Origin of the sequence: Mycobacterium zoologicum (assembly GCF_020181635.2) — a bacterium.
GTDB classification, from domain to species: Bacteria; Actinomycetota; Actinomycetes; order Mycobacteriales; family Mycobacteriaceae; genus Mycobacterium; species Mycobacterium zoologicum.
In genome coordinates, this window is record NZ_JAYJJS010000015.1 from 1 (window position 1) to 22,558 (window position 22,558).

Annotated in this window: 22 protein-coding genes; 7 read left to right on the forward strand and 15 right to left on the reverse strand. The window is 67.3% G+C overall.

Annotated features, from left to right (window positions below; genetic code table 11):
* Positions 1-53: 53 nt before the first annotated feature.
* The 6 genes from K6T84_RS13355 to K6T84_RS13380 all read right to left on the reverse strand — a co-directional run bounded on the left by K6T84_RS13355 (position 54) and on the right by K6T84_RS13380 (position 5,371).
* Positions 54-800 carry an amidase domain-containing protein gene (locus K6T84_RS13355; RefSeq protein WP_225400789.1) on the reverse strand — a complete coding sequence of 249 codons (747 nt, stop codon included), beginning with the start codon at positions 798-800 and terminating at the stop codon, positions 54-56.
* The gene (locus tag K6T84_RS13360; protein WP_225400790.1) at positions 801-1,100 is read right to left on the reverse strand and encodes a hypothetical protein; all 300 of its coding nucleotides are present in this window, start codon (positions 1,098-1,100) and stop codon (positions 801-803) included.
* A gap of 122 nt (positions 1,101-1,222) precedes the next feature.
* Positions 1,223-2,251, reverse strand: coding sequence for a 4-hydroxy-2-oxovalerate aldolase (dmpG, locus tag K6T84_RS13365; protein ID WP_224863007.1), 1,029 nt, complete (start codon positions 2,249-2,251; stop codon positions 1,223-1,225).
* Positions 2,248-3,180 carry an acetaldehyde dehydrogenase (acetylating) gene (locus tag K6T84_RS13370; RefSeq protein WP_224863009.1) on the reverse strand — a complete coding sequence of 311 codons (933 nt, stop codon included), beginning with the start codon at positions 3,178-3,180 and terminating at the stop codon, positions 2,248-2,250. The genes dmpG and K6T84_RS13370 overlap by 4 nt, the downstream gene beginning before the upstream one ends.
* A 12-nt stretch (positions 3,181-3,192) precedes the next feature.
* Positions 3,193-3,978: a 2-keto-4-pentenoate hydratase gene (locus K6T84_RS13375; RefSeq protein WP_224863011.1), complete on the reverse strand. Its 786-nt coding sequence runs from the start codon at positions 3,976-3,978 to the stop codon at positions 3,193-3,195.
* A 148-nt stretch (positions 3,979-4,126) separates the two neighbouring features.
* Positions 4,127-5,371 (reverse strand): cytochrome P450, encoded by a 1,245-nt coding sequence (locus tag K6T84_RS13380; protein WP_408066111.1) that lies wholly within the window; start codon positions 5,369-5,371, stop codon positions 4,127-4,129.
* Positions 5,372-5,637: 266 nt separating this feature from the next.
* On the opposite strand from K6T84_RS13380, the gene kstD reads away from it, so the two are divergent.
* The 3 genes from kstD (at position 5,638) to K6T84_RS13395 (ending at position 9,765) form a co-directional block, all read left to right on the forward strand.
* Positions 5,638-7,323, forward strand: coding sequence for a 3-oxosteroid 1-dehydrogenase (gene kstD / locus K6T84_RS13385; RefSeq protein WP_225400792.1), 1,686 nt, complete (start codon positions 5,638-5,640; stop codon positions 7,321-7,323).
* Positions 7,324-7,326: 3 nt separating this feature from the next.
* On the forward strand, positions 7,327-8,187 hold the full coding sequence (gene chsH3 / locus K6T84_RS13390) for an enoyl-CoA hydratase ChsH3 (RefSeq protein ID WP_225400793.1): 861 nt from the start codon (positions 7,327-7,329) through the stop codon (positions 8,185-8,187).
* A gap of 99 nt (positions 8,188-8,286) precedes the next feature.
* Positions 8,287-9,765 carry a PPE family protein gene (locus K6T84_RS13395; protein WP_224863018.1) on the forward strand — a complete coding sequence of 493 codons (1,479 nt, stop codon included), beginning with the start codon at positions 8,287-8,289 and terminating at the stop codon, positions 9,763-9,765.
* A gap of 8 nt (positions 9,766-9,773) precedes the next feature.
* Here the strand turns inward: K6T84_RS13395 and K6T84_RS13400 are convergent, their stop codons facing one another.
* The gene (locus tag K6T84_RS13400) at positions 9,774-11,393 is read right to left on the reverse strand and encodes a PE-PPE domain-containing protein (protein WP_224863019.1); all 1,620 of its coding nucleotides are present in this window, start codon (positions 11,391-11,393) and stop codon (positions 9,774-9,776) included.
* Between the two features lie 101 nt (positions 11,394-11,494).
* Here K6T84_RS13400 and K6T84_RS13405 point away from each other — a divergent pair, with 101 nt between their 5' ends.
* A complete protein-coding gene (locus tag K6T84_RS13405; RefSeq protein WP_224863021.1) occupies positions 11,495-12,151 on the forward strand; it encodes a TetR/AcrR family transcriptional regulator in 657 nt (218 codons plus the stop codon).
* Positions 12,152-12,184: 33 nt separating this feature from the next.
* Here the strand turns inward: K6T84_RS13405 and ltp2 are convergent, their stop codons facing one another.
* From ltp2 to K6T84_RS13440, 7 genes are read right to left on the reverse strand one after another with little or no spacing between them, the layout of a single operon-like run.
* On the reverse strand, positions 12,185-13,342 hold the full coding sequence (gene ltp2 / locus K6T84_RS13410) for a 17-hydroxy-3-oxo-4-pregnene-20-carboxyl-CoA lyase (protein WP_224863023.1): 1,158 nt from the start codon (positions 13,340-13,342) through the stop codon (positions 12,185-12,187).
* The gene (locus K6T84_RS13415; protein WP_224863025.1) at positions 13,342-13,755 is read right to left on the reverse strand and encodes a MaoC family dehydratase; all 414 of its coding nucleotides are present in this window, start codon (positions 13,753-13,755) and stop codon (positions 13,342-13,344) included. Before K6T84_RS13415 ends, ltp2 begins: the two co-directional genes overlap by 1 nt.
* Entirely contained in the window at positions 13,752-14,726 is a 975-nt protein-coding gene (locus K6T84_RS13420) for a bifunctional MaoC family dehydratase N-terminal/OB-fold nucleic acid binding domain-containing protein (RefSeq protein WP_225400794.1), read from the reverse strand. The genes K6T84_RS13415 and K6T84_RS13420 overlap by 4 nt, the downstream gene beginning before the upstream one ends.
* A gap of 13 nt (positions 14,727-14,739) precedes the next feature.
* Positions 14,740-15,903: an acyl-CoA dehydrogenase FadE29 gene (gene fadE29 / locus K6T84_RS13425; RefSeq protein WP_224863029.1), complete on the reverse strand. Its 1,164-nt coding sequence runs from the start codon at positions 15,901-15,903 to the stop codon at positions 14,740-14,742.
* Complete coding sequence (locus tag K6T84_RS13430) at positions 15,888-16,901, reverse strand: acyl-CoA dehydrogenase family protein (protein ID WP_224863031.1); 1,014 nt, start codon at positions 16,899-16,901, stop codon at positions 15,888-15,890. The genes fadE29 and K6T84_RS13430 overlap by 16 nt, the downstream gene beginning before the upstream one ends.
* A gap of 18 nt (positions 16,902-16,919) precedes the next feature.
* Positions 16,920-18,173 (reverse strand): cytochrome P450, encoded by a 1,254-nt coding sequence (locus K6T84_RS13435; RefSeq protein WP_224863033.1) that lies wholly within the window; start codon positions 18,171-18,173, stop codon positions 16,920-16,922.
* Between the two features lie 32 nt (positions 18,174-18,205).
* Entirely contained in the window at positions 18,206-19,456 is a 1,251-nt protein-coding gene (locus K6T84_RS13440) for a cytochrome P450 (RefSeq protein WP_225400795.1), read from the reverse strand.
* Positions 19,457-19,574: 118 nt separating this feature from the next.
* Here K6T84_RS13440 and K6T84_RS13445 point away from each other — a divergent pair, with 118 nt between their 5' ends.
* The 3 genes from K6T84_RS13445 to K6T84_RS13455 are packed head-to-tail and all read left to right on the forward strand — an operon-like array spanning position 19,575 to position 21,608.
* A complete protein-coding gene (locus tag K6T84_RS13445) occupies positions 19,575-20,726 on the forward strand; it encodes a steroid 3-ketoacyl-CoA thiolase (RefSeq protein ID WP_225400796.1) in 1,152 nt (383 codons plus the stop codon).
* Positions 20,726-21,115, forward strand: a complete 390-nt coding sequence (locus K6T84_RS13450; protein ID WP_224863039.1) for a DUF8021 domain-containing protein — start codon at positions 20,726-20,728, stop codon at positions 21,113-21,115. The genes K6T84_RS13445 and K6T84_RS13450 overlap by 1 nt, the downstream gene beginning before the upstream one ends.
* Before the next feature lie 10 nt (positions 21,116-21,125).
* Positions 21,126-21,608 (forward strand): nitroreductase family deazaflavin-dependent oxidoreductase, encoded by a 483-nt coding sequence (locus tag K6T84_RS13455; RefSeq protein WP_304621283.1) that lies wholly within the window; start codon positions 21,126-21,128, stop codon positions 21,606-21,608.
* 27 nt (positions 21,609-21,635) lie between these two features.
* Here K6T84_RS13455 and K6T84_RS13460 read toward each other — a convergent pair whose 3' ends face one another.
* Positions 21,636-22,541, reverse strand: a complete 906-nt coding sequence (locus K6T84_RS13460; protein ID WP_224863041.1) for an SDR family oxidoreductase — start codon at positions 22,539-22,541, stop codon at positions 21,636-21,638.
* Between the last annotated feature and the right edge of the window lie 17 nt (positions 22,542-22,558).

Sequence of the window (22,558 nt, forward strand, 5' to 3'; positions counted from 1 at the left end):
CGCCCACTTTCATGCCGCCCCACCGAGGGTCATCCACAGGTTCTGATCATTGCTCATCCGCCAGCGCGCATCGCCTGTGATGCGAAATTGGTGCAGTCGCCGCCGCCATCGCCGAAATATTTGTAGTCGGGGTTGTGCCTACGCGAGTCGTCACCGTTACCGGCCCAGTGATCGGCATACTCGACCGCTCGGCGTCGCGCTTCGGACAGCGGTGACCCGCCCGCGGGCGCGAGCGGGACATGACTCCCCACGAGTTGCACCCCGTTTCCGTCGGGCTCGTGAAAATTGATGTCGTTTTCGATATCACCGACGGTGTCCTTGAGACGCTGGCCGACGTGGCTGTCCACGCCGACCAACTCCTTCGCGCGTTGGTAGATGCGGTCAGCGAAATCCTGCGCCTGATCGGACCTGTCCACCTCCGTGTGGGTGTCTTCGACGGTGCCGTCGTCGTAGACGTTGAATTCGGCCTCAGCGGCATCCTCGAGCGCATAGCGCAGCCGGTTCTGGGCGGACAGCACATCGGAGGCGCCGCTGCGGGCAACCTGCGCTCCGGCCCGCAACTTCTCCGCTCCCCCGGCCGCCTGATTCTTATCGGAGGTCAGCCGGGCTTTGGCACCGTTGGCCGCAGTGCCGTTCCAGCCCACGGTGTGCACGTCTTTCCACATGCTGACGAAAGCGTGGTCCCACCGGTCGGCGGTAGCCTCCAACTGGGCAGCCCCTTCGATCAGATGGGTCGTCGACCAAGCCAACAACTCAGACAGCGAAGGCAAGCCGCCGGGCCCTGCGCCGGGGGCACTCATCTAGGTCACCGCGTCGATGGTCAGCGCCGCCGCGGCGGCGGCCTCGTTGGCGTCGAAAACCGCGTTGGCCTGGGTGACGTTGGCGGCACTTGTGGTGATACGCGCCGCCATCTTCGTCGAGACATGCCCGACACCGGCGAGCACCGCACTCATCGCCACCGCACTCGGCTGACCCTGAGCAGCCATCGCCGAGACAACGGTTGTGGCACCGTCGCCCGCCAGAACCGCTGCATGCTCATTCCACTGGGATGCCCGGGACGCAAGCTCCGCTGGGACGCTGATGGGCTCCAGCGGGGTCATAGGCGGAAGGGTAACCGAGTACGGGCGGTGTCGGTATTCGTCGCGTTCGCCCGTCGGCGCGGGTTCTCATGCGATTTCGGCGCGATAATGTGCGCTCAGCGACGACAATCGCGCCGAAATCACTACTTTGCGGCCCGCTCCCGCTGGATCTCCAGCGCGATGTCGATGAGCTGGTCCTCCTGGCCGCCGATCAGCTTGCGCTGGCCGACCCGCAGCAGCAGTTCGTGGGCGGGAACGCCGTAACGCTCACCCTGGCGCACCGCGTGCTTGAGGAAGCTGGAGTACACCCCGGAGTAGCCCATCACCAGCGCGTTGCGGTCCAGCACGCACTCGGCGGGCATGGCCGGGCGCACCACTTCCTCGGCGGCGTCGGCGATGTCGAAGAAGTCGATGCCGGTCTTGACGCCGATCTTGTCGAACACCCCGATCAGTGCCTCGACCGGCGCGTTGCCCGCACCCGCACCGAAGCGGCGGACCGAGCCGTCGATCTGCTTGGCGCCGGCGCGCACCGCCTCCACCGAGTTGGCGACACCGAGCCCGAGGTTCTCGTGCCCATGAAAACCAACTTGAGCATCCGACCCCAACTCGGCGACCAGCGCCGACACCCGGTCGGCCACGCCTTCGAGCACCAGCGCGCCGGCGGAGTCCACCACGTAGACGCACTGGCAGCCGGCATCGGCCATGATCCGGGCCTGAGCGGCCAGCTTCTCCGGCGAGATGGTGTGCGCCATCATCAAGAACCCGACGGTCTCCAGACCCAGCTCGCGGGCCAGCCCGAAGTGCTGGATCGAGACGTCGGCCTCGGTGCAGTGGGTGGCGATCCGACAGATCTGTCCGCCGTTGCCCTGCGCCTCCTTCATGTCCTCCTTGGTGGCCACGCCGGGCAACATCAGGAAGGCGATCTTGGCGTCGCGGGCGGTCTGCGCGGCGAGCTTGATCAACTCCTGGTCGGGAGTCTTGGAGAACCCGTAATTGAAGCTGGACCCGCCCAGTCCGTCGCCGTGCGTGACCTCGATGACCGGAACCCCGGCGGCGTCCAGAGCCGCGACGATCGCGGCGACCTCGTCGGTGCTGAACTGGTGACGCTTGTGGTGGCTGCCGTCGCGCAGCGAGGTGTCGGTGATCCGCACGTCCCAGAATGCTTCGCTCATTTTGCGCCTCCAGCCTTCGCCGCGACCATCTCGCGGGCGATCTCTTCGCCCACCTTGGTGGCCGCGGCGGTCATGATGTCCAGGTTGCCCGCATACGGCGGCAGGTAATCCCCGGCGCCTTCGACCTCGACGAACGTGGTGACCACCGCGCGGCCACCGGAGTTCAGCGACGGCTCGTCGAACTGCGGCTCGTTGAGCAGCCGGTAGCCCGGCACGTAGGTCTGCACCTGCTCGACCACGCTGAGGATCGACTTGGTGATCGCGTCGCGGTCGACGTCCTCAGGGATCTGGCAGAAGATGGTGTCGCGCATGATCATCGGCGGGTCGGCCGGGTTCAAGATGATGATCGCCTTGCCCTTCTGGGCGCCGCCGATGGTCTGTACACCCGCCGAGGTGGTCTTGGTGAACTCGTCGATGTTGGCCCGAGTGCCCGGACCGGCCGACACGCTCGCGACGCTGGCCACGATCTCCGCATACGGCACGGTGCCGCCCTGCTCGGCCACCGCACGCGTCACGGCGTAGACGATCGGGATGGTGGCCTGGCCGCCGCAGGTGATCATGTTGACGTTCGGGGCGTTCACGTGCTCATGCAGGTTCGCCGGCGGGATCACCGCCGGGCCCACCGCGGCCGGGGTCAGGTCGATCGCCCGGATACCGGCGGCCTCGTACTTGGGCGCGTACGCCTTGTGCACGTAGGCGCTGGTGGCCTCGAAGACGAAGTCCGGCTTCTCGTCCTGCGCCAGCAGCCAGTCCGCCCCCTCGGCCGAGGTCTCCAGACCGAGCTTGCGCGCCCGGGCCAGACCCTCGGAATCCGGGTCGATACCGATCATCCAGCGCGGCTCCAGCCAGTCCGAGCGCAGCAGCTTGTACAGCAGGTCGGTGCTGATATTTCCCGACCCGACGATCGCGACACTTGCCTTGGATCCCATGGCGATCTCCTTCTATTTGAACGAAAGGTGCACCGGGCCGAGGTGATCGAATTCGGCGACGAATTCATCCCCCGGCCGGGCATCGATGGCGCGCGTGCACGAACCCGGCAACACGATGTCGCCGGCCTTGAGCCGGACACCGAAGCTCTCGACCTTGCGGGCCAGCCAGGCCACCGCGGTCACCGGGTTGCCCAGCACCGCGTCACTACGGCCCTCGGCAATCACTTCGCCATTGCATTTCAGCGTGGCGTTGATGTTCTTGACGTCGACGTCTCCCGGGGAGACCCGGCCCTTGCCGAGCACGAATCCGGCCGACGAGGCGTTGTCGGCGATGGTGTCGCAGAGCTTGATCTTCCAATCGGTGATCCGGGTGTCGATCAGCTCGATCGACGGCACCACTGCCTCGACGGCGGCCAGCACGTCGTCCTCGGTGCAGTCCGCACCGGGCAGGTCCGCGCCGAGGATGAAGCCGACCTCCACCTCGATCCGCGGATACAGGTAGTTGGCGGTGGGCACCGGGGCGTCTTCGAAAACCTGCATCTCGTTGAGCAGATGCCCGTAGTCGGGCTCGTCGACGCCCATCATCTGCTGCATCGCCAGCGAGGACAGGCCGACCTTGTGACCGACCACCCGGGCACCCTCGGCGATGCGCTGCCGGATGTTGATCAGCTGGATCTCGTAGGCGTCGACGACGTCGATGCCGGGGTGCGCCGTGGTCAACGGCGAGATGGGCACCCGGCTGCGTTCGGCTTGCGCCAAGTCGGCGGCGAGTTCGTCGCGGATCGCGGCGCTGAGCATCTTCGATGGTCCCCTCGGGTGGTGGTGAGCGGGTGAGAACATGCCGTTCAGCGGCAATTCTAGGACGGGTTCTACTTTTCGGCGCGGGCGGTCCGGACGCGACCGAAGCCGGTGGCACACGTACCACCGGCCCCGCGTCGGCGACGAACTACGACTTGCCGGTGTAGTCGACCTGCCAGTGCTTGATGCCGTTGAGCCAGCCCGACCGCAGCCGCCTCGGGCTCTCCAGCGGCCGCAGGTCCGGGATGTGGTCGGCGATCGCGTTGAACATCAGGCCGACGGTCATGCGCGCCAGGTGGGTACCGATGCAGTAGTGCGCACCGGTGCCGCCGAAGCCGACGTGCGGGTTGGGGTCGCGCAAGATGTTGAACTGCTGGGGGTTGTCGAACACCTCGGGGTCGAAGTTGGCGGCGCGGTAGAACATCACCACCCGCTGGCCTTCCTTGATCAAGGTGCCGTTGAGGTCGTGATCGCGGGTGGCGGTGCGCTGGAAGGACGTCACCGGAGTGGCCCAGCGGACCACCTCGTCGGCGGTGGTCTCCGGCCGCTGGGACTTGAACAGCTCCCACTGCTCGGGGAATTCGGTGAAGGCCATCATGCCCTGGGTGATCGAGTTGCGCGTGGTCTCGCTACCCGCGACTGCCAGCAGGATGATGAAGTAGCCCAGTTCGTCGTCGTTGAGCTTCTCGCCGTCGATGTCCGCCTCGATCAGCGTGGTCACGATGTCTTTCGCTGTGTCCCTGCCGGGACTTAGCCGCTTCTTCTCCGCCAGCTGCAGCCCGTAGGTGATGATCTCCAGCGCGGAGGCCGCCGGGTCGTAGTGGGAGTACTCCGGGTCGTCGTAGGACGTCATCTGGTTGGTCCACTCGAAGAGCTTGCCGCGGTCCTCCTGGGGTACCCCCATCAGACCGGCAATCGCCTGCAGCGGCAGCTCGGAGGCCACCTCCACCACGAAGTCACCCGAGCCGCGGGCGAGGGCCTCCTTGGCGATGGCCTGCGCACGCTGCTCGAGCTGATCGTGCAGCGGCAGGATGTGGCGCGGGGTGAAGCCGCGCGAGACGATCCGGCGCAACCGGGTGTGCCGCGGCGCGTCCTGGTTCAGCATCAGGATGCGCTGCGCATCGATCGCGTCGCGGGTGATGTCGTCGTTGAACCGCGGGATGGCGGTGTTGACCTCGCTGGAGAACACCTCGTCTAGCCGGGACACCTCTTTGACGTCCTCGTGGCGGGTGACGGCCCAGTAGCCGCCGTCGTTGAAACCGCCCACGCCGTCCGGCTGCTCGATCCACTTGATCGGCTCATTGGTGCGCAGCGCGGCAAGCTCCTGGTCCGGAATGCGTTCCGCGTAGATCTCGGGATCGGTCGGGTCGAAACCCACGGGACAACTGGGGATTGTGGGGCTGGCCACGATGTCAACTCCTTGCTGAAGGCGTGTGCAACACGACAGATACTAGTGCTAGTAAAACATGGTTCCGCCGCAGACGAAAGGCAGGAAAGGGTCCTCGCCGGTCACTAAACTGAAACGCGTTCTACCGAATGGTAGATAAGGCCTGAGGCGGCCGTCCCGGCAGGCAACCGCAGGATAGCGCGCCGCCATCCGGGCTCCGCCGACGCCGATACCACCGGCCAACTAGCGCCCGGGCGGGGCAATTCTATAACGTGTTCTACATGGCCGAACAGGAGTACGACGTCGTCGTGGTCGGAAGCGGTGGCGCCGGAATGGTTGCCGCCCTGACCGCCGCCCACCAGGGTTTGTCAACCATCGTGATCGAGAAGGCCGCCCACTTCGGCGGTTCGACCGCCCGTTCCGGCGGTGGTGTGTGGATCCCCAACAACGAGGTGCTCAAGCGCGCCGGGGTCAAGGACGACGCCGAGGCCGCCCGCACCTACCTGCGCGCCATCATCGGCGACGTGGTCCCGGCCGAGAAGATCGACACCTACCTGCAGCGCGGGCCGGAGATGCTGTCGTTCGTACTGAAGAACTCGCCGCTGAAGATGTGCTGGGTTCCCGGCTATGCCGACTATTACCCGGAGCAGCCCGGCGGCAAGCCCACCGGCCGCTCGATCGAGCCGAAACCGTTCAACGCCAAGAAGCTCGGCGCCGACATGGCGGGCCTGGAGCCGGCCTACGGCAAGGTTCCGCTGAATGTTGTTGTCATGCAGCAGGACTACGTCCGGCTCAACCAGCTCAAGCGCCACCCCCGCGGCGTGCTGCGCAGCCTGAAGGTGGGCGCCCGGACCATGTGGGCGCAGGCCACCGGCAAGAACCTGGTCGGGATGGGGCGCGCACTGATCGCACCGCTGCGTGTCGGCCTGCGCAACGCCGGGGTGCCGGTGCAGCTCAACACCGCACTGACCGACCTCTACGTCGAGGACGGCGTGGTGCGCGGGGTCTATGTCCGAGGTGCCGACGAATCCGCTGAGCCGCAGCTGATCCGGGCTCGCCGCGGGGTGATCCTGGCCAGTGGCGGTTTCGAGCACAACGAACAGATGCGGGTCAAGTACCAGCGCGCTCCGATCACCACCGAGTGGACCGTGGGGGCCAAGGCCAACACCGGCGAGGGAATCCTGGCCGGCGAAAAGCTCGGCGCCGCACTGGACATCATGGAGGACTCCTGGTGGGGCCCGACGGTGCCGCTGCCCGGCGCACCGTGGTTCGCCCTGTCCGAGCGCAACTCCCCCGGGTCGATCATCGTGAACATGTCCGGCAAGCGGTTCATGAACGAGTCGATGCCCTACGTCGAGGCCGTGCACCACATGTACGGCGGCGAGTACGGTCAGGGCGCCGGCCCCGGCGAGAACATCCCGGCCTGGCTGGTATTCGACCAGCGCTACCGCAACAACTTCATCTTCGCCGGATTGCAGCCCGGACAGCGCATTCCGAAGAAGTGGATGGATTCGGGCGTGATCGTCACCGCCGACACCCTCGAGGAGCTGGCGACCAAGACCGGGGTGCCGGCGGCGTCCCTGGTCGCGACCGTCGAGCGTTTCAACGAGTTCGCCCGCACCGGCGTGGACGAGGACTTCCACCGCGGTGAGAGCGCCTATGACCGCTACTACGGCGACCCGACGAACAAGCCCAACCCGAACCTGGGCCAGATCGCGCAGGGGCCGTTCTACGCGGCCAAGATGGTGCCCGGCGACCTGGGGACCAAGGGCGGGATCCGCACGGACGTCAACGGCCGCGCCCTGCGTGACGACAACAGCGTCATCGAAGGTCTTTACGCCGCGGGCAATGTCAGCGCCCCGGTGATGGGCCACACCTACCCGGGGCCGGGCGGCACCATCGGGCCAGCCATGACGTTCGGCTACCTGGCCGCTCTCGACATCGCCGGAAAGGCTTAGTTCATGCCGATCAATCTCGACAAGGCTCTCGGTGCCGAGTTCGGCGCAGTCGAATTCTCTTGGACCGCAACCAATGTGCAGCTCTACAACCTGGCGCTGGGCGCGGGGTCGGATCCGATGGACCCGCGTGAGCTGAGCTACGTCGTCGACGGCACCCCGCAGGTGCTACCGACATTCGGTTGCGTCGCGGCCTCGTTCAACGACGTCAACCCGCCTAAGGTGAGCTGGCCCGGCGTCGAGATCGACCTGGCCAAGATCCTGCACGCCTCGGAGAAGGTGATCGTCCCGGCGCCGCTGCCGGCCTCGGGCAGTGCGCGCGGCATCAGCCGGATCGTCGACGTCTGGGACAAGGGCAAGGCCGCGGTGGTGCTGCTGGAGACCACCGTCACCGGCACCGACGGCACCCTGCTGTGGACACAGCAGCGGTCCATCTTCGCCCGCGGCGAGGGCGGCTTCGGCGGCGAGCGTGGACCTTCCACCGCCTCGGAGTTGCCGGACCGGGCACCGGATTTCGAGATCGACATGCCGGTCTCGCCGCAGCAGGCCCTGCTCTACCGGCTCTGCGGCGACCGCAACCCGCTGCACTCGGACCCGGGTTTTGCCGCGGCGGCCGGTTTCGACCGCCCGATTCTGCACGGCCTGTGCACCTACGGCATGACCTGCAAAGCGGTCGTGGACAACGTGCTCGGCGGCGATGCCGGTGCGGTGCGCTCGTTCGGCGCCCGGTTCGCCGGGATCGTCTTCCCGGGCGAGACCCTGCGGGCCCGGCTGTGGAAGGACGGTTCGCGGGTGGTGGGCACGGTGATCGCCCCCGGCCGCGACGACGCCGCCGTGCTCGGCGACGTGGAGCTGGTCTCGGCGTAGAGCGCACCCCCGCACTGCTGCGACCCGGCCGGACGCGACGCCGGCCACCCCTGGGTCACCTAATTGAAAATGACTTTCATCTTCGATATGGTGTGCGCCATGACCGCGCCGGTGTGGATGGCCTCTCCCCCAGAGGTGCATTCGGCGGCGCTGAGCACCGGCCCGGGGCCGGGGCCGCTGCTGTCGGCTGCCGCCGCGTGGTCGTCGCTGAGCCTGGAGTACACCGCGACCGCAGAGGCGTTGCGGGAATTGCTGGGGGCCACCCAGGCGGCGGCCTGGCAGGGCCCCAGCGCCGAGAGTTATCTCGCCGCGCATCTGCCCTATCTGGCCTGGTTGGCGACGGCCAGCGCTGACAGTGCCGCGCACGCGTCCCAGCACGAGACGGCGGCCGCGGCCTACGTCAGCGCGTTGGCGGTCATGCCCACCATGCCGGAATTGGCGGCCAACCATGCGGTCCACGGCGTACTGGTGGCGACCAATTTCTTCGGCATCAACACCATCCCGATCGCGCTCAACGAGGCCGACTACGTACGGATGTGGATCCAGGCCGCCACCGCCATGGCGAGCTATGAGGCCGTCTCCGGCGCGGCGGTGGCATCCGCCCCGCAACCCGCCGCGGCACCACCGATCGTCAACCATGACGAGGCCGATCACGATGACCACGACGGTCATGACCACGGCCACGATGACGACGGGATCCACGACGGCGATCTGGAGCCGACCGATCCGGAGTGGTGGAAGGACGTCTTCGGCGAGATGGGCGAGTGGACCCAGCTCATCATCAACGACCTGCTGACCAATCCGGCCGCACTGCTGACCGATCTCCCGGTCGTCATGGCCGACCTGACCTTCCACGCCAGCCAGCTCGCCGCCACCTTGAGCCAATTCGCTCCCGCGCTGCTTCAGCCGGCACTTGCCCTGGCGATCGGAAATCTGGGTTGGGCAGCGGGCTTGGCCGGGCTGGCCGGAATTCAGCCCGCCCCACCCGCACTCGTCTCCGGGGGCGCGGTCCCGGCGGAACCCGTGGCCGCACCGGGCTCGGCCGGCACGTCCGCGCCCGTTGCGAACACCACGACGGCACCGACCACCGCGCCTTCGGCGGCATCGGCACCGGCCTCCAGCGCCGCACCTGCCTCGGCCCCGCCCGCTGCTCCACCGGCCGGCTCAAGCCCGGCGTTCTTCCCGCCTTACGTGATCGGGCCCACCGGCACCGCCGGCCAGATCGGTGCCGTGGCCCGCAGTCGCGCGGCGAAGAAGGCATCGAATCCGGATGTGGCGGCCGAGGCGACGGCCGCTGCTGCGGCCGCGACTGCACGGGATCGGTCCCGGGCCCGGCGGCGCCTCGCCGCCCGCGGGCACGCGGACGAGGTCGTCTACGTCTACGCCGACAACACCCCCGGACCCGATACCTCGCCCCGCGCTTCTGCCGCCACCGCGGGTGGCCTGGGATTCCGGGGAGCGCACGCCCAGCCGGGTATGCCCGTGACGGGGTTGACGACGTTGGCGGCCGGCGGATTCGGTGGTGGGCCGACGGTTCCACTGCTGCCCGAGAGTTGGGGCGAGGGCGCCGGCGACTGAGCCGGTGGTCAGGGGATCAACGGCACGAGTTCGGCCAGCGCGTCGATCGCGCCGGGGAACATGTTCACCAGGTTGAGGCCGTTGAAGAAGATCGCCTCCGCCACGGGCGCAACCATGCCGAACCCGATTCCGAGTGGGATCAGCGCGGTGGCCGCGGCCAGCGCCTCCCCGATTCCGCCGAGTAGATCGCCGTCGGCGGCCCGCTCGGTGAGGAAACTAATCGCGACCGACGGCAACGTGGTCAGCAGGGCGTTGAAGGTGTCGGCGATCGGCAACAGGGTCGCATAGTCGTTGGACACATTGGCGATGAGCGCGTTGAAGATCTCGGTCGGCGACGAATCCCAGTTCACGTTCGACAGTGCGCCGGGGACGGCGTTCTGCAGCAGATCCAGGCCCACATGCAGGATCTGGCTCCATGACGGATCGGGGTCGCCGACAGTGCCGCCGACCACCCGGTAGACGGTCTCCAGCAGCGGCTGCAGCGCCGGGGTGTCCAGGATCGAGCCGAGCTGATAAGTGGCCGGGTCCTGTAAGTCGTTGATGGCGTTGCTGATTCCCTGCTGTACACCGTGGCCCAATGCGGTGGCGACGTCCGCCCAGTTGAGATCGGCGGGAAACAGCCCGAAGGTGGTCGGCGAGCTGGCGTCGGTGATCTGGCACCAACTGTCGCTGATGCAGCCGTAGCCCAGGTTGACCAGGATCGAGGTGGCCGGCGCCAGCAAATCGTAGAGGGGCTGGCCGATCACCGGCAGGAACTGCAACGGGGCCAGCAGCGGCAGGCTGTCCGCCGGAATCATGTAGTAGTTGGTCAACCCGCCGTCGGCGGTCGGCAACTCGATCGCATTCGCAATCTGCTCGGAGGTCAGGCCGAGGTAGCCGCCGTGCGAAAAGCCCATGCCGAGAAGGGCGTTGAAGTCCGCAAGGATGTTGAGAGGGTAACGCGGGAAGTCGGCGAAGCCGTCGTACTGGATCGTGTAGATGTCGGTCGGGTAGAGATCGGACGGAGTGGCACCACTGAACGTCAGGCCAAAACTGGGGATGGTGGGACTGGCGCCGTCGATGGGCACATTGAAGCGTTCCAGAATGCCGCCATCGGGGTTTGACGGGTTGCCGAGCATGACGAAGTGCACCAAATCGCTGGGCACACCCTGCGCGGCGAGCAGCGACATGGCCCGTGTCTCAACGGTTGCGCCCTGCGAGTAGGCGAAGACCACCACCGGGTTGGCCGCATCGACCTGCCCCCCGGCGATCTGCTGGGTGATGGCGTCGGCCAGAATCCGGCCACCCTGAGCGAACGACTCGTCGGTGGTGAGGTTCTTGATCCCGGTCAGCGGCCATAACGACTCGGGCGTGACGACGGGCTGCAACGTGCCGTCGAAGCCGCGCGGTGCCAGGTAGAAGGTGTTGGCGGCGTCCACGTATCCCGCAGGCGGAATCGGCAGGCCGCTGGCGCCCACGATCAGCGCGGTGCCGTGCCCCAGCGGGGAGTCCGCGTTGTCGAGCCCGGTAAGCCGAACCGCCCGCGCGGTCGAGTCCGGCGGTGCGGATCCCGCGGTGGGCGCCGCAGCCAACCCGGCGCCGGCCACGGCGACACCGACGACGACACAGATTCGCAGCAACCGATCCATCTCGACCTCCCGCACTCCCGCCTGCGGTTCACCCTGAATAAAACGGCACCGTAGCATTGCCGGGCGATGGAAAGCAACGGTGGCGTAATATTTTGGACGTTATGGAATCGACCCGGCCGCGGCGCAAGTATTCGCCACGCCTGACGCGGGACCAGCGCCGCGAGCACTCGCTGGATGCCGCGCTGGAGGTGCTGCGCGGATGCGCGTTGCACGAATTGAGCATGGAGGCGGTGGCCGCCGCTGCCGAAGTCTCAAAACCCGTCCTGTACACCGCATTTCGTACCCGAGCCGAACTCGTCGATGCGCTGCTGAGGCGAGAACTCCAACACGGCATCGCCGAGGTTCGCGCAGCGATGCCGGCCGACCTGGCCACACTGGGACCGACCGGCGCCTACACCGCGACCATCGGCGCGTTTCTGCAGGCGGTGCTGAACAACCCGGCGCGCTGGCGGCTCATCCTGACCGTGCCGGACAGCGCACCACACGACTACCGCGACTCACTGCGCAGCTCACGGTCGGCCGTGCTGGCTCAATCCGAGGAACTGGCCCGCGCCGCAGCCGCTTTCATGCCGCAGCTGGCGCGACTGGACCCGGCTCTGCTCGGCCACACCATGCTGTCGTTCGCCGAGATGCTGGGCCGGCTGGCCGTCCGCGACCCACAGACCTACCCGCGCGAACGCCTCGAAGAGTTCGTCGCCACCGTGCTGTCGATGGTGCCCACCGACGACCTCACGCCCACCTCAACCCGCCGAGCGTGAAACCGGGTTCACGTTCGGCGGGGAAGGCGGCACCTAACCCAGGATCAAACCCGACGTCGGCACGCCGGTGCCGGCCGTGACCAGCACATGCTCGACGTCGGGAACCTGGTTGACCGAGGTGCCGCGCAGCTGGCGCACGCCTTCGGCGATCCCGTTCATCCCGTGTACGTAGGCCTCGCCGAGCTGGCCGCCGTGGGTGTTGATCGGCAGCCGACCGCCGAGCTCGATGGCCCCGCCGGCGATGAAGTCCTTGGCCTCGCCGGGACCGCAGAATCCCAACTCCTCCAACTGGATCAGCGTGTACGGCGTGAAGTGGTCATAGAGCACCGCGGTCTGGATGTCGGCCGGCTTCAATCCGGACTGCGCCCACATCTGCCTGCCCACCAACCCCATCTCGGGCAATCCGAGCTCGTCGCGGTAGTAGGAGTACATGGTGAACTGGTCGGCCCCGGAACCCTGGGCGGCCGCCTCGATGATCGCCGGACGCTGCTTGAGGTCTCGCGCCCGCTCCGGGGTGGTGACCACGATCGCCACCCCGCCATCGGTCTCCTGGCAGCAGTCCAGCAGCCGCAACGGCTCAGCGATCCACCTCGAGTTCTGGTGATCCTCGATCGTGATCGGCTTGCCATAGAAGTGTGCCTTGGGGTTGGTCGCCGCGTGCTTGCGGTCGGCCACCGACACCACGCCGAAATCCGCACTGGTGGCGCCGTATTCGTGCATGTAGCGCCGGGCGATCATCGCCACCGACGCGGCGGGCGTACTCAGACCGTGCGGGTAGGACCAGCTGTACTCCACACCGCGGGAGTCCGCGGTGCCGGTCAGCGCGGTCATCACCTGGCCGAACCGGAACTCCGAACGCTCATTGAAGGCGCGGTAGGCGACAACGCATTCGGCCACGCCGGTGGCCACCGCCAGAGCCGCCTGCTGCACCGTCGCCGCCGCCGCACCGCCGCCGTAGCCGATCTGGGAGAAGAACTTCAGCTCACCGATTCCGGTGGCCCGCGCGACGGCGGTCTCCAGGTTCGAGTCCATGGTGAACGTGACCAGACCGTCGACATCGGACGGCTTCAGTCCGGCGTCGTCGAGGGCATCGAGCACCGCCTCGGCGGCCAGGCGCAGCTCACTGCGCCCGGATTCCTTCGAGAAGTCGGTCGCGCCGATACCGGCGATGGCTGCCTTGCCCGACAACATCACGCATCTCCGATTGTCAGTGTCGCCGTGGCGATCACGTGATCGCCAAGGCTGTTGTTACCGATCACTTTCACGGTTACCAGAGGTCCGTCCGCTGTGTTTTCCAGCGCCGTCACCTCACCACTGAAGGTGACCGTGTCGTAGGCGTACCACGGCACGCCCAGTCGCAGCCCGATCGAGCGGACCACGGCGTTCGAGCCGGCCCAGTCGGTGATGTAGCGCTGCACCAGGCCGGTGTCGGTGAGGATGTTGACGAAGATGTCCTTGGACCCCTTGGCCTGAGCCTTGTCGCGGTCGTGGTGCACATCCTGGTAGTCCCGGGTGGCGATCGCGGTGGACACGATGAACGTCGGGTCACCGTAGATCGCCAGCTCGGGCAGCTTGGTGCCCACCTGCACAGTCGGAGCGCTCATGCCCCGCCCCCTTCCACAGCCTCCCAGGCGTACAGCGTCCACGCCGGACCCACCTCGCTGGCGGGAAAATCGAGATAGGTTGCCCGGACCGGCATTCCGACCTTCACCGCTGAAGCGTCGACGCCGCGGAGCTCCCCGAGCATCCGCACCCCCTCCTCGAGTTCGACCAGTGCGATCACGAAAGGCACGCTGCGGCCGGGGACCTTGGGGGCATGGTGCACCACGTAGCTGAACACGGTGCCCTGGCCCGAGGAGACGACGTAGTCGGTCTCTTCGGTCTTGTCCTTCCACAGGGCCGGCACCGGCGGGTGCTGCAGGCTGCCGTCCGGGCGTTGCTGGATGCGCAGCTCGTGTGCGGCCACCCCGTCCCAGAAGTACTTCGAATCCCGCGACCACGACGGGCGCATCATCTTGTCGGGGTCGAGATCCTCCGGCACCTCGGCGGACTCGGCTCGGTCCTTCGGCAGGAACTTCAGAATGCGCCAGTTCATGTCGGCCACGCATTCCGCGTCTTCGCCGCCGTTCACCCACCAGCGGATCTTCTGGGTGACGAAGTAGCCCTCGCCCAGACCGGTCTGCTTGGGGCCGACGATGTCGGTCACCTCGGCGGTGACGCTGACCTCTTCACCCGGCCGCAGGTAACGGTGGTAGGTCTGCTCGCAGTTGGTCGCCACCACTCCGACATAGCCTGCGCCGTCGAACAACTCCATGACCTTGCCCAGTGGGTCGTCGGCGGGGCGCTCGCCGCCCAGACCCATCATCGTCCACACCTGGATCATCGCCGGCGGTGCGACGATCCCGGGGTGGCCGGCGGCCTTGGCCGCCGCCTCCTCGGTGTAGATCGGGTTGGCGTCGCCGATCGCGTCGACCCAGTGCCGAATCATCGGCTGGTTCACCGGATCCCGGCCGGTGCGCGGCTCACTTCGGCCGGACGCCAGAATCTGTTCGATCCCGGAGGAAATGTCGCTCATCGCTCTCCTCGACTCATCGGGGCACCCGCGGGACTTTGAGGCCGGAAGCGGCGATCATCTCCCGCATCACCTCGTTGACGCCGCCGCCGAAGGTGATCACCAGGTTGCGCTTGGTCTGCACGTCCAGCCAGCGCAACAACTCCGCGGTCGCCGGGTCGGCCGGGTTGCCGTGGCAGCCGACGATCTCCTCGGCCAGCCGGCCGGCGTACTGGATGCGTTCGGTGCCGAACACCTTGGTGGCCGCGGCGTCGGCGACCTCGATGATCTCGCCTGCCGCGGCTACCTGCCAGTTCAGCAACTCGTTGATGCGGAACATGGCATGGATCTCGCCGAGGCCGCGCTTGACCGCGTCATGGCTGATCGGCCTGACGCCGTCGCCGCCGGGTGTGGTGGCCCAGGCGTGCACCTTGTCGTAGATGGCGCCGAACCGGCCGGCCGGACCGAGCATGACCCGCTCGTTGTTGAGCTGGGTGGTGATCAGCCGCCAGCCACCGTTCTCCTCGCCGACCAGCATGTCGGCGGGCACCCGGACGTCGTTGTAATAAGTCGCGTTGGTGTGGTGCGCGCCGTCGGACAGGATCATCGGGGTCCACGAGTAGCCCGGGTCCTTGGTGTCGACGATGAAGATCGAGATTCCCTTGTGCTTCACCGCGGTCGGGTCGGTGCGGGCCGCCAGCCAGATGTAGTCGGCGTCGTGCGCACCGGTGGTGAACACCTTCTGCCCATTGATGATGTAGTGGTCGCCGTCGCGAACCGCGGTAGTGCGCAACGACGCCAGGTCGGTGCCGGCCTCAGGTTCGGTGTAGCCGATCGCGAAATGCACTTCGCCGGCGAGGATCGCGGGCAGGAACTTCTTCTTCTGCGCCTCGTTGCCGTACACCTGCAGGGTCGGGCCGACGGTCTGCAGCGTCACCGCCGGCAGCGGGATGTCGGCGCGCTGCGCCTCGTTGACGAAGATCTGCTGCTCGATCGGTCCGAAGCCCAGACCGCCGAACTCCTTGGGCCAGCCGACACCGAGCTTGCCGTCACGGCCCATCCGCCGGATCACGTCCCGGTACGCGTTGCTGTGCCGGTCGGAGTCCATCGACTTGGCCTCGTCGGGCTTGATGAGGGTGGCGAAGTATTCGCGCAACTCGATTTGCAGCTTGCGCTGCTCGGGGGTCAGATCGACGAACATTGCGCTCCAAGGGTTTCGAGACGATTTGACCGGCCACCCAGTAGGCGGTTCAGGTCCTTGATCGAGGAGTAGTAGCGGTCCATCGGGTAGTCCACGTCCATCCCCATCCCGCCGTGCAGGTGGTGGCAGAGCTGCATCACCGGCGGCGCCTGCGAGGTGACCCAGTAACCGAGGACCGCGAGGTCGTCTTCGGTGTCCAGTCCGTTGGCCAGCCGCCACACCACCGACGTCGCCGCCAAAGTGAGTGTGCGCGAGACGATGTAGACCTCCGACAGCTGGGCGGCCACCGTCTGGAAGGTGGACAGTGGCCGGCCGAACTGCTCGCGGCTGCCGACGTAGTCGGCGGTGAGCCGCAGCGCTCCGGCCACCAGGCCGGACGCGAACGCCCCGATCATGGCCAGCGCCAGTTCGTTGACCCGGGACACGGTCGCGCCGTCGAGCACCGAGTCGACCTCGGCGTCGGTGAAGACCACCACGTACTCGTCGCTGTGGTTGGCGGTCGGCGTCTTGGTCAGCTGCACGCCGTCGGCCTTGGCCGAGATGACTGCCACCCCGGTGTCGGCGGTGACCAGGATCCACTCGGCCTGCTCTGCGTAGGCCACGCCGATCTTGGTGCCGGACAACCGGTTACTGGCCAACGTGACCGCGGGCCGCTCAGGCAGTGCCGCGGCGGGCTCGTCGAGCGCGGCCGTAAGCACCGCACCCTTGGCCACCCCGGCCAGGTAGCGGTCCTGCTGGGCGTCAGAGGCCAGGTCCAGCAGCGGAACCAGCCCGAGACCGAGCGTGGCCAGTGCGGGGCTGATGGTCCCGTGCCGGCCGATCTCGGTGAGCGCCGTGGCCACCTCGGACAGTCCGACGCCGTCACCACCGAGCCGCTCGGGCACCGCCAGCGCGGTCACTCCCCCGGCGACCAGCGCCTCCCAACTGTTGTCGCGGTCGAGCACCGACGTGACTACGTCGGCGACGGCCTGCTGTTCCGGATCGGGACTGAAGTCCACCCCAAAATCTCCTTGAATCTAGTGAGCCACCGGACATTTGCCGGTGTAGTCCATCTGCCAGTGCTTGATGCCGTTGAGCCATCCCGACCGCAACCGCTCCGGTGCGGCCAGCGGCCCCAGGTCCGGGACGTGGTCGGCCACCGCGTTGAAGATCAGGTCGATCGTCAGCCGGGCCAGGTGAGTGCCGATGCAGTAGTGCGCCCCGGTGCCGCCGAAGCCGACGTGCGGGTTGGGGTCGCGCAGGATGTTGAAACGCTGCGGCTCGTCGAACGCCTCCTCGTCGAAGTTGGCCGAGCGGTAGAACATCACCACCCGCTGCCCCTTCTTGATCTGCGCACCGGACAACTCGTAGTCCTCCAGGGCGGTGCGCTGGAAGCAGATCACCGGGGAGGCCCACCGCACGATCTCGTCCGCGGTGGTCTTGGGGCGCTCTTTCTTGAACAGCTCCCACTGGTCGGGGTGCTCGGAGAAGGCGATCATGCCATGGGTGATCGAGTTGCGAGTGGTCTCGTTGCCGGCCACCGCCAGCATCACCACGAAGAAGCCGAACTCGTCGTCGGAGAGTTTCTCGCCGTCGATGTCGGCGTTGATCAGCGTGGTGACGATGTCCTCACCCGGGTTCTCCGCCTTGGCCGCGGCCAGCTGCATGGCGTACTGGATCAATTCCACCGACGACATCTGCGGGTCGATGTCGGCGTACTCCGGGTCCTCGCTGCCGGTCATCTCGTTCGACCACTGGAACAGCTTGTCGCGGTCCTCCTGCGGCACCCCGAGCAGTCCGGCGATCGCCTGCAGCGGCAGCTCGCAGGACACCTGCTCGACGAAGTCGCCGGACCCGGCAGCGGCGGCCTCCTTGACGATCGACTGGGCCCGCTGGTGAAGTTCCTCTTGCAACCGGCCGATGGCCCGCGGCGTGAAGCCGCGCGAGATGATCCGGCGGAGCCGGGTGTGGTGCGGTGCGTCCATGTTGAGCATCACGAACCGCTGAACCTCGATGTTCTCCCGGGCCATGTCGTCGGGGAACCTGGGGATCACGCAGTTCTCGAAGCTGGAGAAGACGTCGCTGCGCAGCGAAACCTCTTTGACGTCAGCGAGTTTGGTGACGGCCCAGTAGCCGCCGTCGTTGAATCCGCCGCCCTTGCCGGGGGCCTGTTCGATCCAGCAGACGGGGGCCGATTTGCGCAGTTGCGCGAACTCCTGCTCGGGGATGCCCTTGGCGATCAGGTCCGGGTTGAGGAAGTCGAACCCGGGCGGCAGGGGCGCACTGGACATAGACGAACTCACCTTCTTCTCGATTGGAGTGCTCAGACCGCGGCAGACTTGCCGGTGTAGTCGACCTGCCAGTGCTTGATCCCGTTGAGCCAGCCCGACCGCAGGCGCTCCGGCTTGCTCAGCGGCGTGAGATCGGGGATGTGGTCGGCGATGGCGTTGAACATCAGGCCGACGGTCATGCGGGCCAAGTGGGTGCCGATGCAGTAGTGCGCCCCGGTTCCGCCGAAGCCGACGTGCGGGTTGGGGTCACGCAGGATGTTGAACTGCTGCGGGTTGTCGAACACCTCGGGATCGAAGTTGGCCGAACGGTAGAACATCACCACTCGCTGCCCCGCTTTGATGTTCACCCCGGACAGCTCGTAGTCGCGGGTGGCAGTGCGCTGGAACGAGGTCACCGGGGTGGCCCAGCGGACCACCTCGTCGGCGGTGGTCTCGGGGCGCTGGGCCTTGAAGATCTCCCACTGCTCAGGGTTCTCGGTGAACGCCATCATGCCCTGGGTGATCGAGTTGCGAGTGGTCTCGCTGCCGGCCACCGCCAGCAGGATGATGAAGAAGCCGAGCTCGTCGTCGTTGAGCTTCTCGCCGTCGATGTCCGCCTCGATCAGCGTGGTGACGATGTCTTTGCCCGGGTTCTGCCGCTTGCCCTCAGCCAGTTGCAGGCCGTAGGCGATGATCTCCATCGACGAGGTGGCCGGGTCGTAGTGGGCGTACTCCGGGTCGTCGTAGGACGTCATCTGGTTGGTCCACTCGAAGAGCTTGCCGCGGTCCTCCTGCGGCACCCCCATCAGCCCGGCGATGGCCTGCAGCGGCAACTCGGAGGCCACCTCCACCACGAAGTCACCCGAGCCGCGGGCCAGCGCCTCTTTCGCGATGCCCTGCGCGCGCTGCTCCAGCTCGTCGCGCAGCGGCAGGATGTGGCGCGGGGTGAAACCGCGCGAGACGATCCGGCGCAGCCGGGTATGCCGCGGCGCGTCCTGGTTGAGCATCAGCAGCCGGCCGACGTCGATGTTCTCCCGCTCGATGTCGTCGTTGTAGCGCGGGATGGCCCCGTTGATCTCGCTGGAGAAGACATCGTCGAGACGGGACACTTCTTTGACGTCGTGATGGCTGGTGATCGCCCAGTAGCCGCCGTCTTTGAAACCGCCGCTGCGGTCGTCCGGCTGCTCGATCCAGCTGATCGGTGCGCCGGCCCGCAGTTCGGCGAACTCCGCGTCCGGGAGTCGCTCGGCGTAGATCGCCGGGTCGGTGAGGTCGAACCCGGGCGGCAGCTTCACATTCGACATCGGCAGTCTCCTAATTGCAACGCGTTCTAGTAGCAGTAGAACATGGCCTCACCATAGAACAAAGGCCCCCAGCCATCGTCGCTTGTCAGACTAATGAAACGTGTTCTAGCCTGGCCGCATGGGTAATCCTGTCATCGTTGAAGCCACTCGCAGCCCCATCGGCAAACGTAACGGCTGGCTGTCCGGCCTGCACGCCACCGAACTACTCGGCGCGGTCCAGAAGGCCTTGATCGCCAAAGCCGGTATTGACCCGGGCAGCGTAGAGCAGGTGATCGGCGGCTGCGTCACCCAGTTCGGGGAGCAGGGCAACAACGTCACCCGGCAGTCCTGGCTGGTCGCCGGGCTGCCCGAGCATGTCGGCGCCACCAGTGTCGACTGCCAGTGCGGCAGCGCGCAGCAGGCCAACCATCTGATCGCCGGGCTGATCTCCGTTGGCGCCATCGACGTCGGCATCGCCTGCGGTATCGAGGCGATGAGCCGCGTCCCGCTGGGCGCAAACGGCGGCGGCGCCCGCGCGGCGTCGTGGGACATCGACCTGCCCGACCAGTTCACCGCCGCCGAGCGGATCGCCAAGCGCCGCGGCATCACCCGCGCCGACGTGGACGCGCTCGGGCTGCGGTCCCAGGAGCGGGCCAAGCAGGCCTGGGCCGAAGGGCGGTTCGACCGGGAGATCTCCGCCATCTCGGCCCCGGTGATCGACGAGAACAAGCAGCCCACCGCCGAGCTGCACATGGTCAGCCGGGACCAGGGCCTGCGCGACACCACGATCGAAGGCCTGGCCAAGCTGAATCCGGTGATCGAGGGCGGCATCCACACCGCCGGCACCTCCTCGCAGATCTCCGACGGCGCGGCCGCGGTGCTCTGGATGGACGAGGACAAGGCCAAAGCCCTCGGTTTGCGACCGCGGGCCCGGATCATCAGCCAGGCCAACGTCGGCGCCGAGCCCTACTACCACCTGGACGGCCCGGTGCAGTCCACCGCCAAGGTGCTCGAGAAGGCCGGGATGAAGATGGGCGACATCGACCTGGTCGAGATCAACGAGGCGTTCGCCTCGGTGGTGCTGTCCTGGGCGGCGGTGCACAAGCCGGACATGGACCGGGTCAACGTCAACGGCGGGGCGATCGCGCTGGGTCACCCGGTGGGTTCCACCGGCAGCCGGCTGATCACCACCGCGCTGCACGAACTCGAGCGCAGCGACAAGTCGACCGCACTGATCACCATGTGTGCCGGCGGGGCGCTGTCCACCGGCACCATCATCGAGCGCATCTAGTGGCAGCCGTATCAGAAGCCGACCGCATCGCGGCCGCCCAGGCCTACATCGACGCGCTGGTCAGTCACGACTCCTCCGCGGTCCGGTTCACCGACGACTGCACCCGCATCGAGGTCGGCCTCAAGACAGGCTTCTCCGGTAAACACCTGCACCGCAGCCTGAATCGCGGGCCGCAGTTCAAGCTGATCTCGGCGGCCACGCTGCCGAAGTACAGCATCGACGGCGACGAGGTGCGGGCGGTCTACGACATCATCACCAAGCCGTCGCTGTTCGGGATGCGCGTCTGCTCGCATGTCGACGAGGTCTTCCGGATCCCGGCCGACAGCCCGGACGGCACCGCCGTCATCCACCACATCCGCGCCGGCATCCGTCCCTTCATCCAGCGTTAGAGTTGCCGACGTGACCACGCCAGAGAAGCCGAAGGCACTCGACTCGCCGATCACCGGCACCATCATCAAGTGGATGTCGCGGGCCAACACCGCGGCCTACAAGGTGACCGGCGGCCGGATCGGCGGCAAGTGGCGGATGGGCACCAAGCGATTCGGCGACGACGTTCCCGACGTCGGGATCCTCACCACCATCGGGCGCAAGACCGGCGAACCGCGTGAGACCCCGCTGCTGTTCCTGCGGGAAGGTGACCGGGTGATCCTGGTGGCCTCCCAGGGCGGGCGGTCCGGCCACCCGATGTGGTACCTGAACCTGCGGGCCAACCCGAAGGTGACCTTCCGGATCCGCAACGAGGTGCTGGCCCTGCGGAGCCGGGACGCGACCGAGGCCGAGCGCGCCGACTACTGGCCGAAGCTCGACGCGATGTACCCGGACTTCGCCAACTACCGTGCCTGGGCCGACCGGGAGATCGCGATCATCATCTGCGACCCCTAGGCGCCCGGGCCGTGGTGCCGGTCGGGGTCAGGCCCCGTAGACCGGCACCGGCGTCCGGGACTTGGCCAGCAGGTCGGTGACGACGGGCCCCAACTCGGCCGGGTCCCACTTGGCGCCCTTGTCGATCTCCGGCCCGTGCGCCCAGCCCTCGGCGACGCGGATCTTGCCGCCCTCGACCTCGAACACCTTGCCGGTGACCTCTTTTGACTCCACGCTGCCCAGCCAGACCACCAGCGGGCTGACGTTCTCCGCGGCCATGGTGTCGAACGCCGCGTCCTGGGTGGCCATCATCTCGGCGAAGACGGTCTCGGTCATGCGGGTACGGGCCGACGGCGCGATGGCGTTGGCGGTGACGCCGTAGCGGCCCATCTCGGCGGCGGCGACCAGGGTCAGCGCGGCGATGCCGGCCTTGGAGGCGCTGTAGGTGGCCTGCCCGACGCTGCCCTGCAGGCCGGCGCCCGAGCTGGTGTTGATGATGCGCGCATCGACGGTCTCGCCGGCCTTGGACTTGGCCCGCCAGTATGCCGCGGCGTGCTTCATGGTGGCGAAGTGGCCCTTGAGGTGCACCGCGGTGACGGCGTCGAATTCGTCTTCGGTGGCGTTGGCGAACATCCGGTCGCGAACGATGCCGGCGTTGTTCACCAGCACGTCGAGCGTGCCGTAGGTGTCGACAGCCTGCTTGATCAGAGCTTCGGCCTGGCCCCAGTCGGCTACGTTCGAGCCGTTGGCGACGGCTTCGCCGCCGGCGGCGACGATCTCGTCGACCACGTTCTGGGCGGCGCTGCCGCCGCCGGCCGGCGAGCCGTCCAGCCCGACGCCGATGTCGTTGACCACCACTCGGGCGCCCTCGGCGGCGAAGGCCAGCGCATGCTCCCGGCCGATTCCACCGCCCGCTCCGGTGACGATGACCACGCGGCCGTCAAGAAGTCCCATGAGTGCTGTCTCCTTTT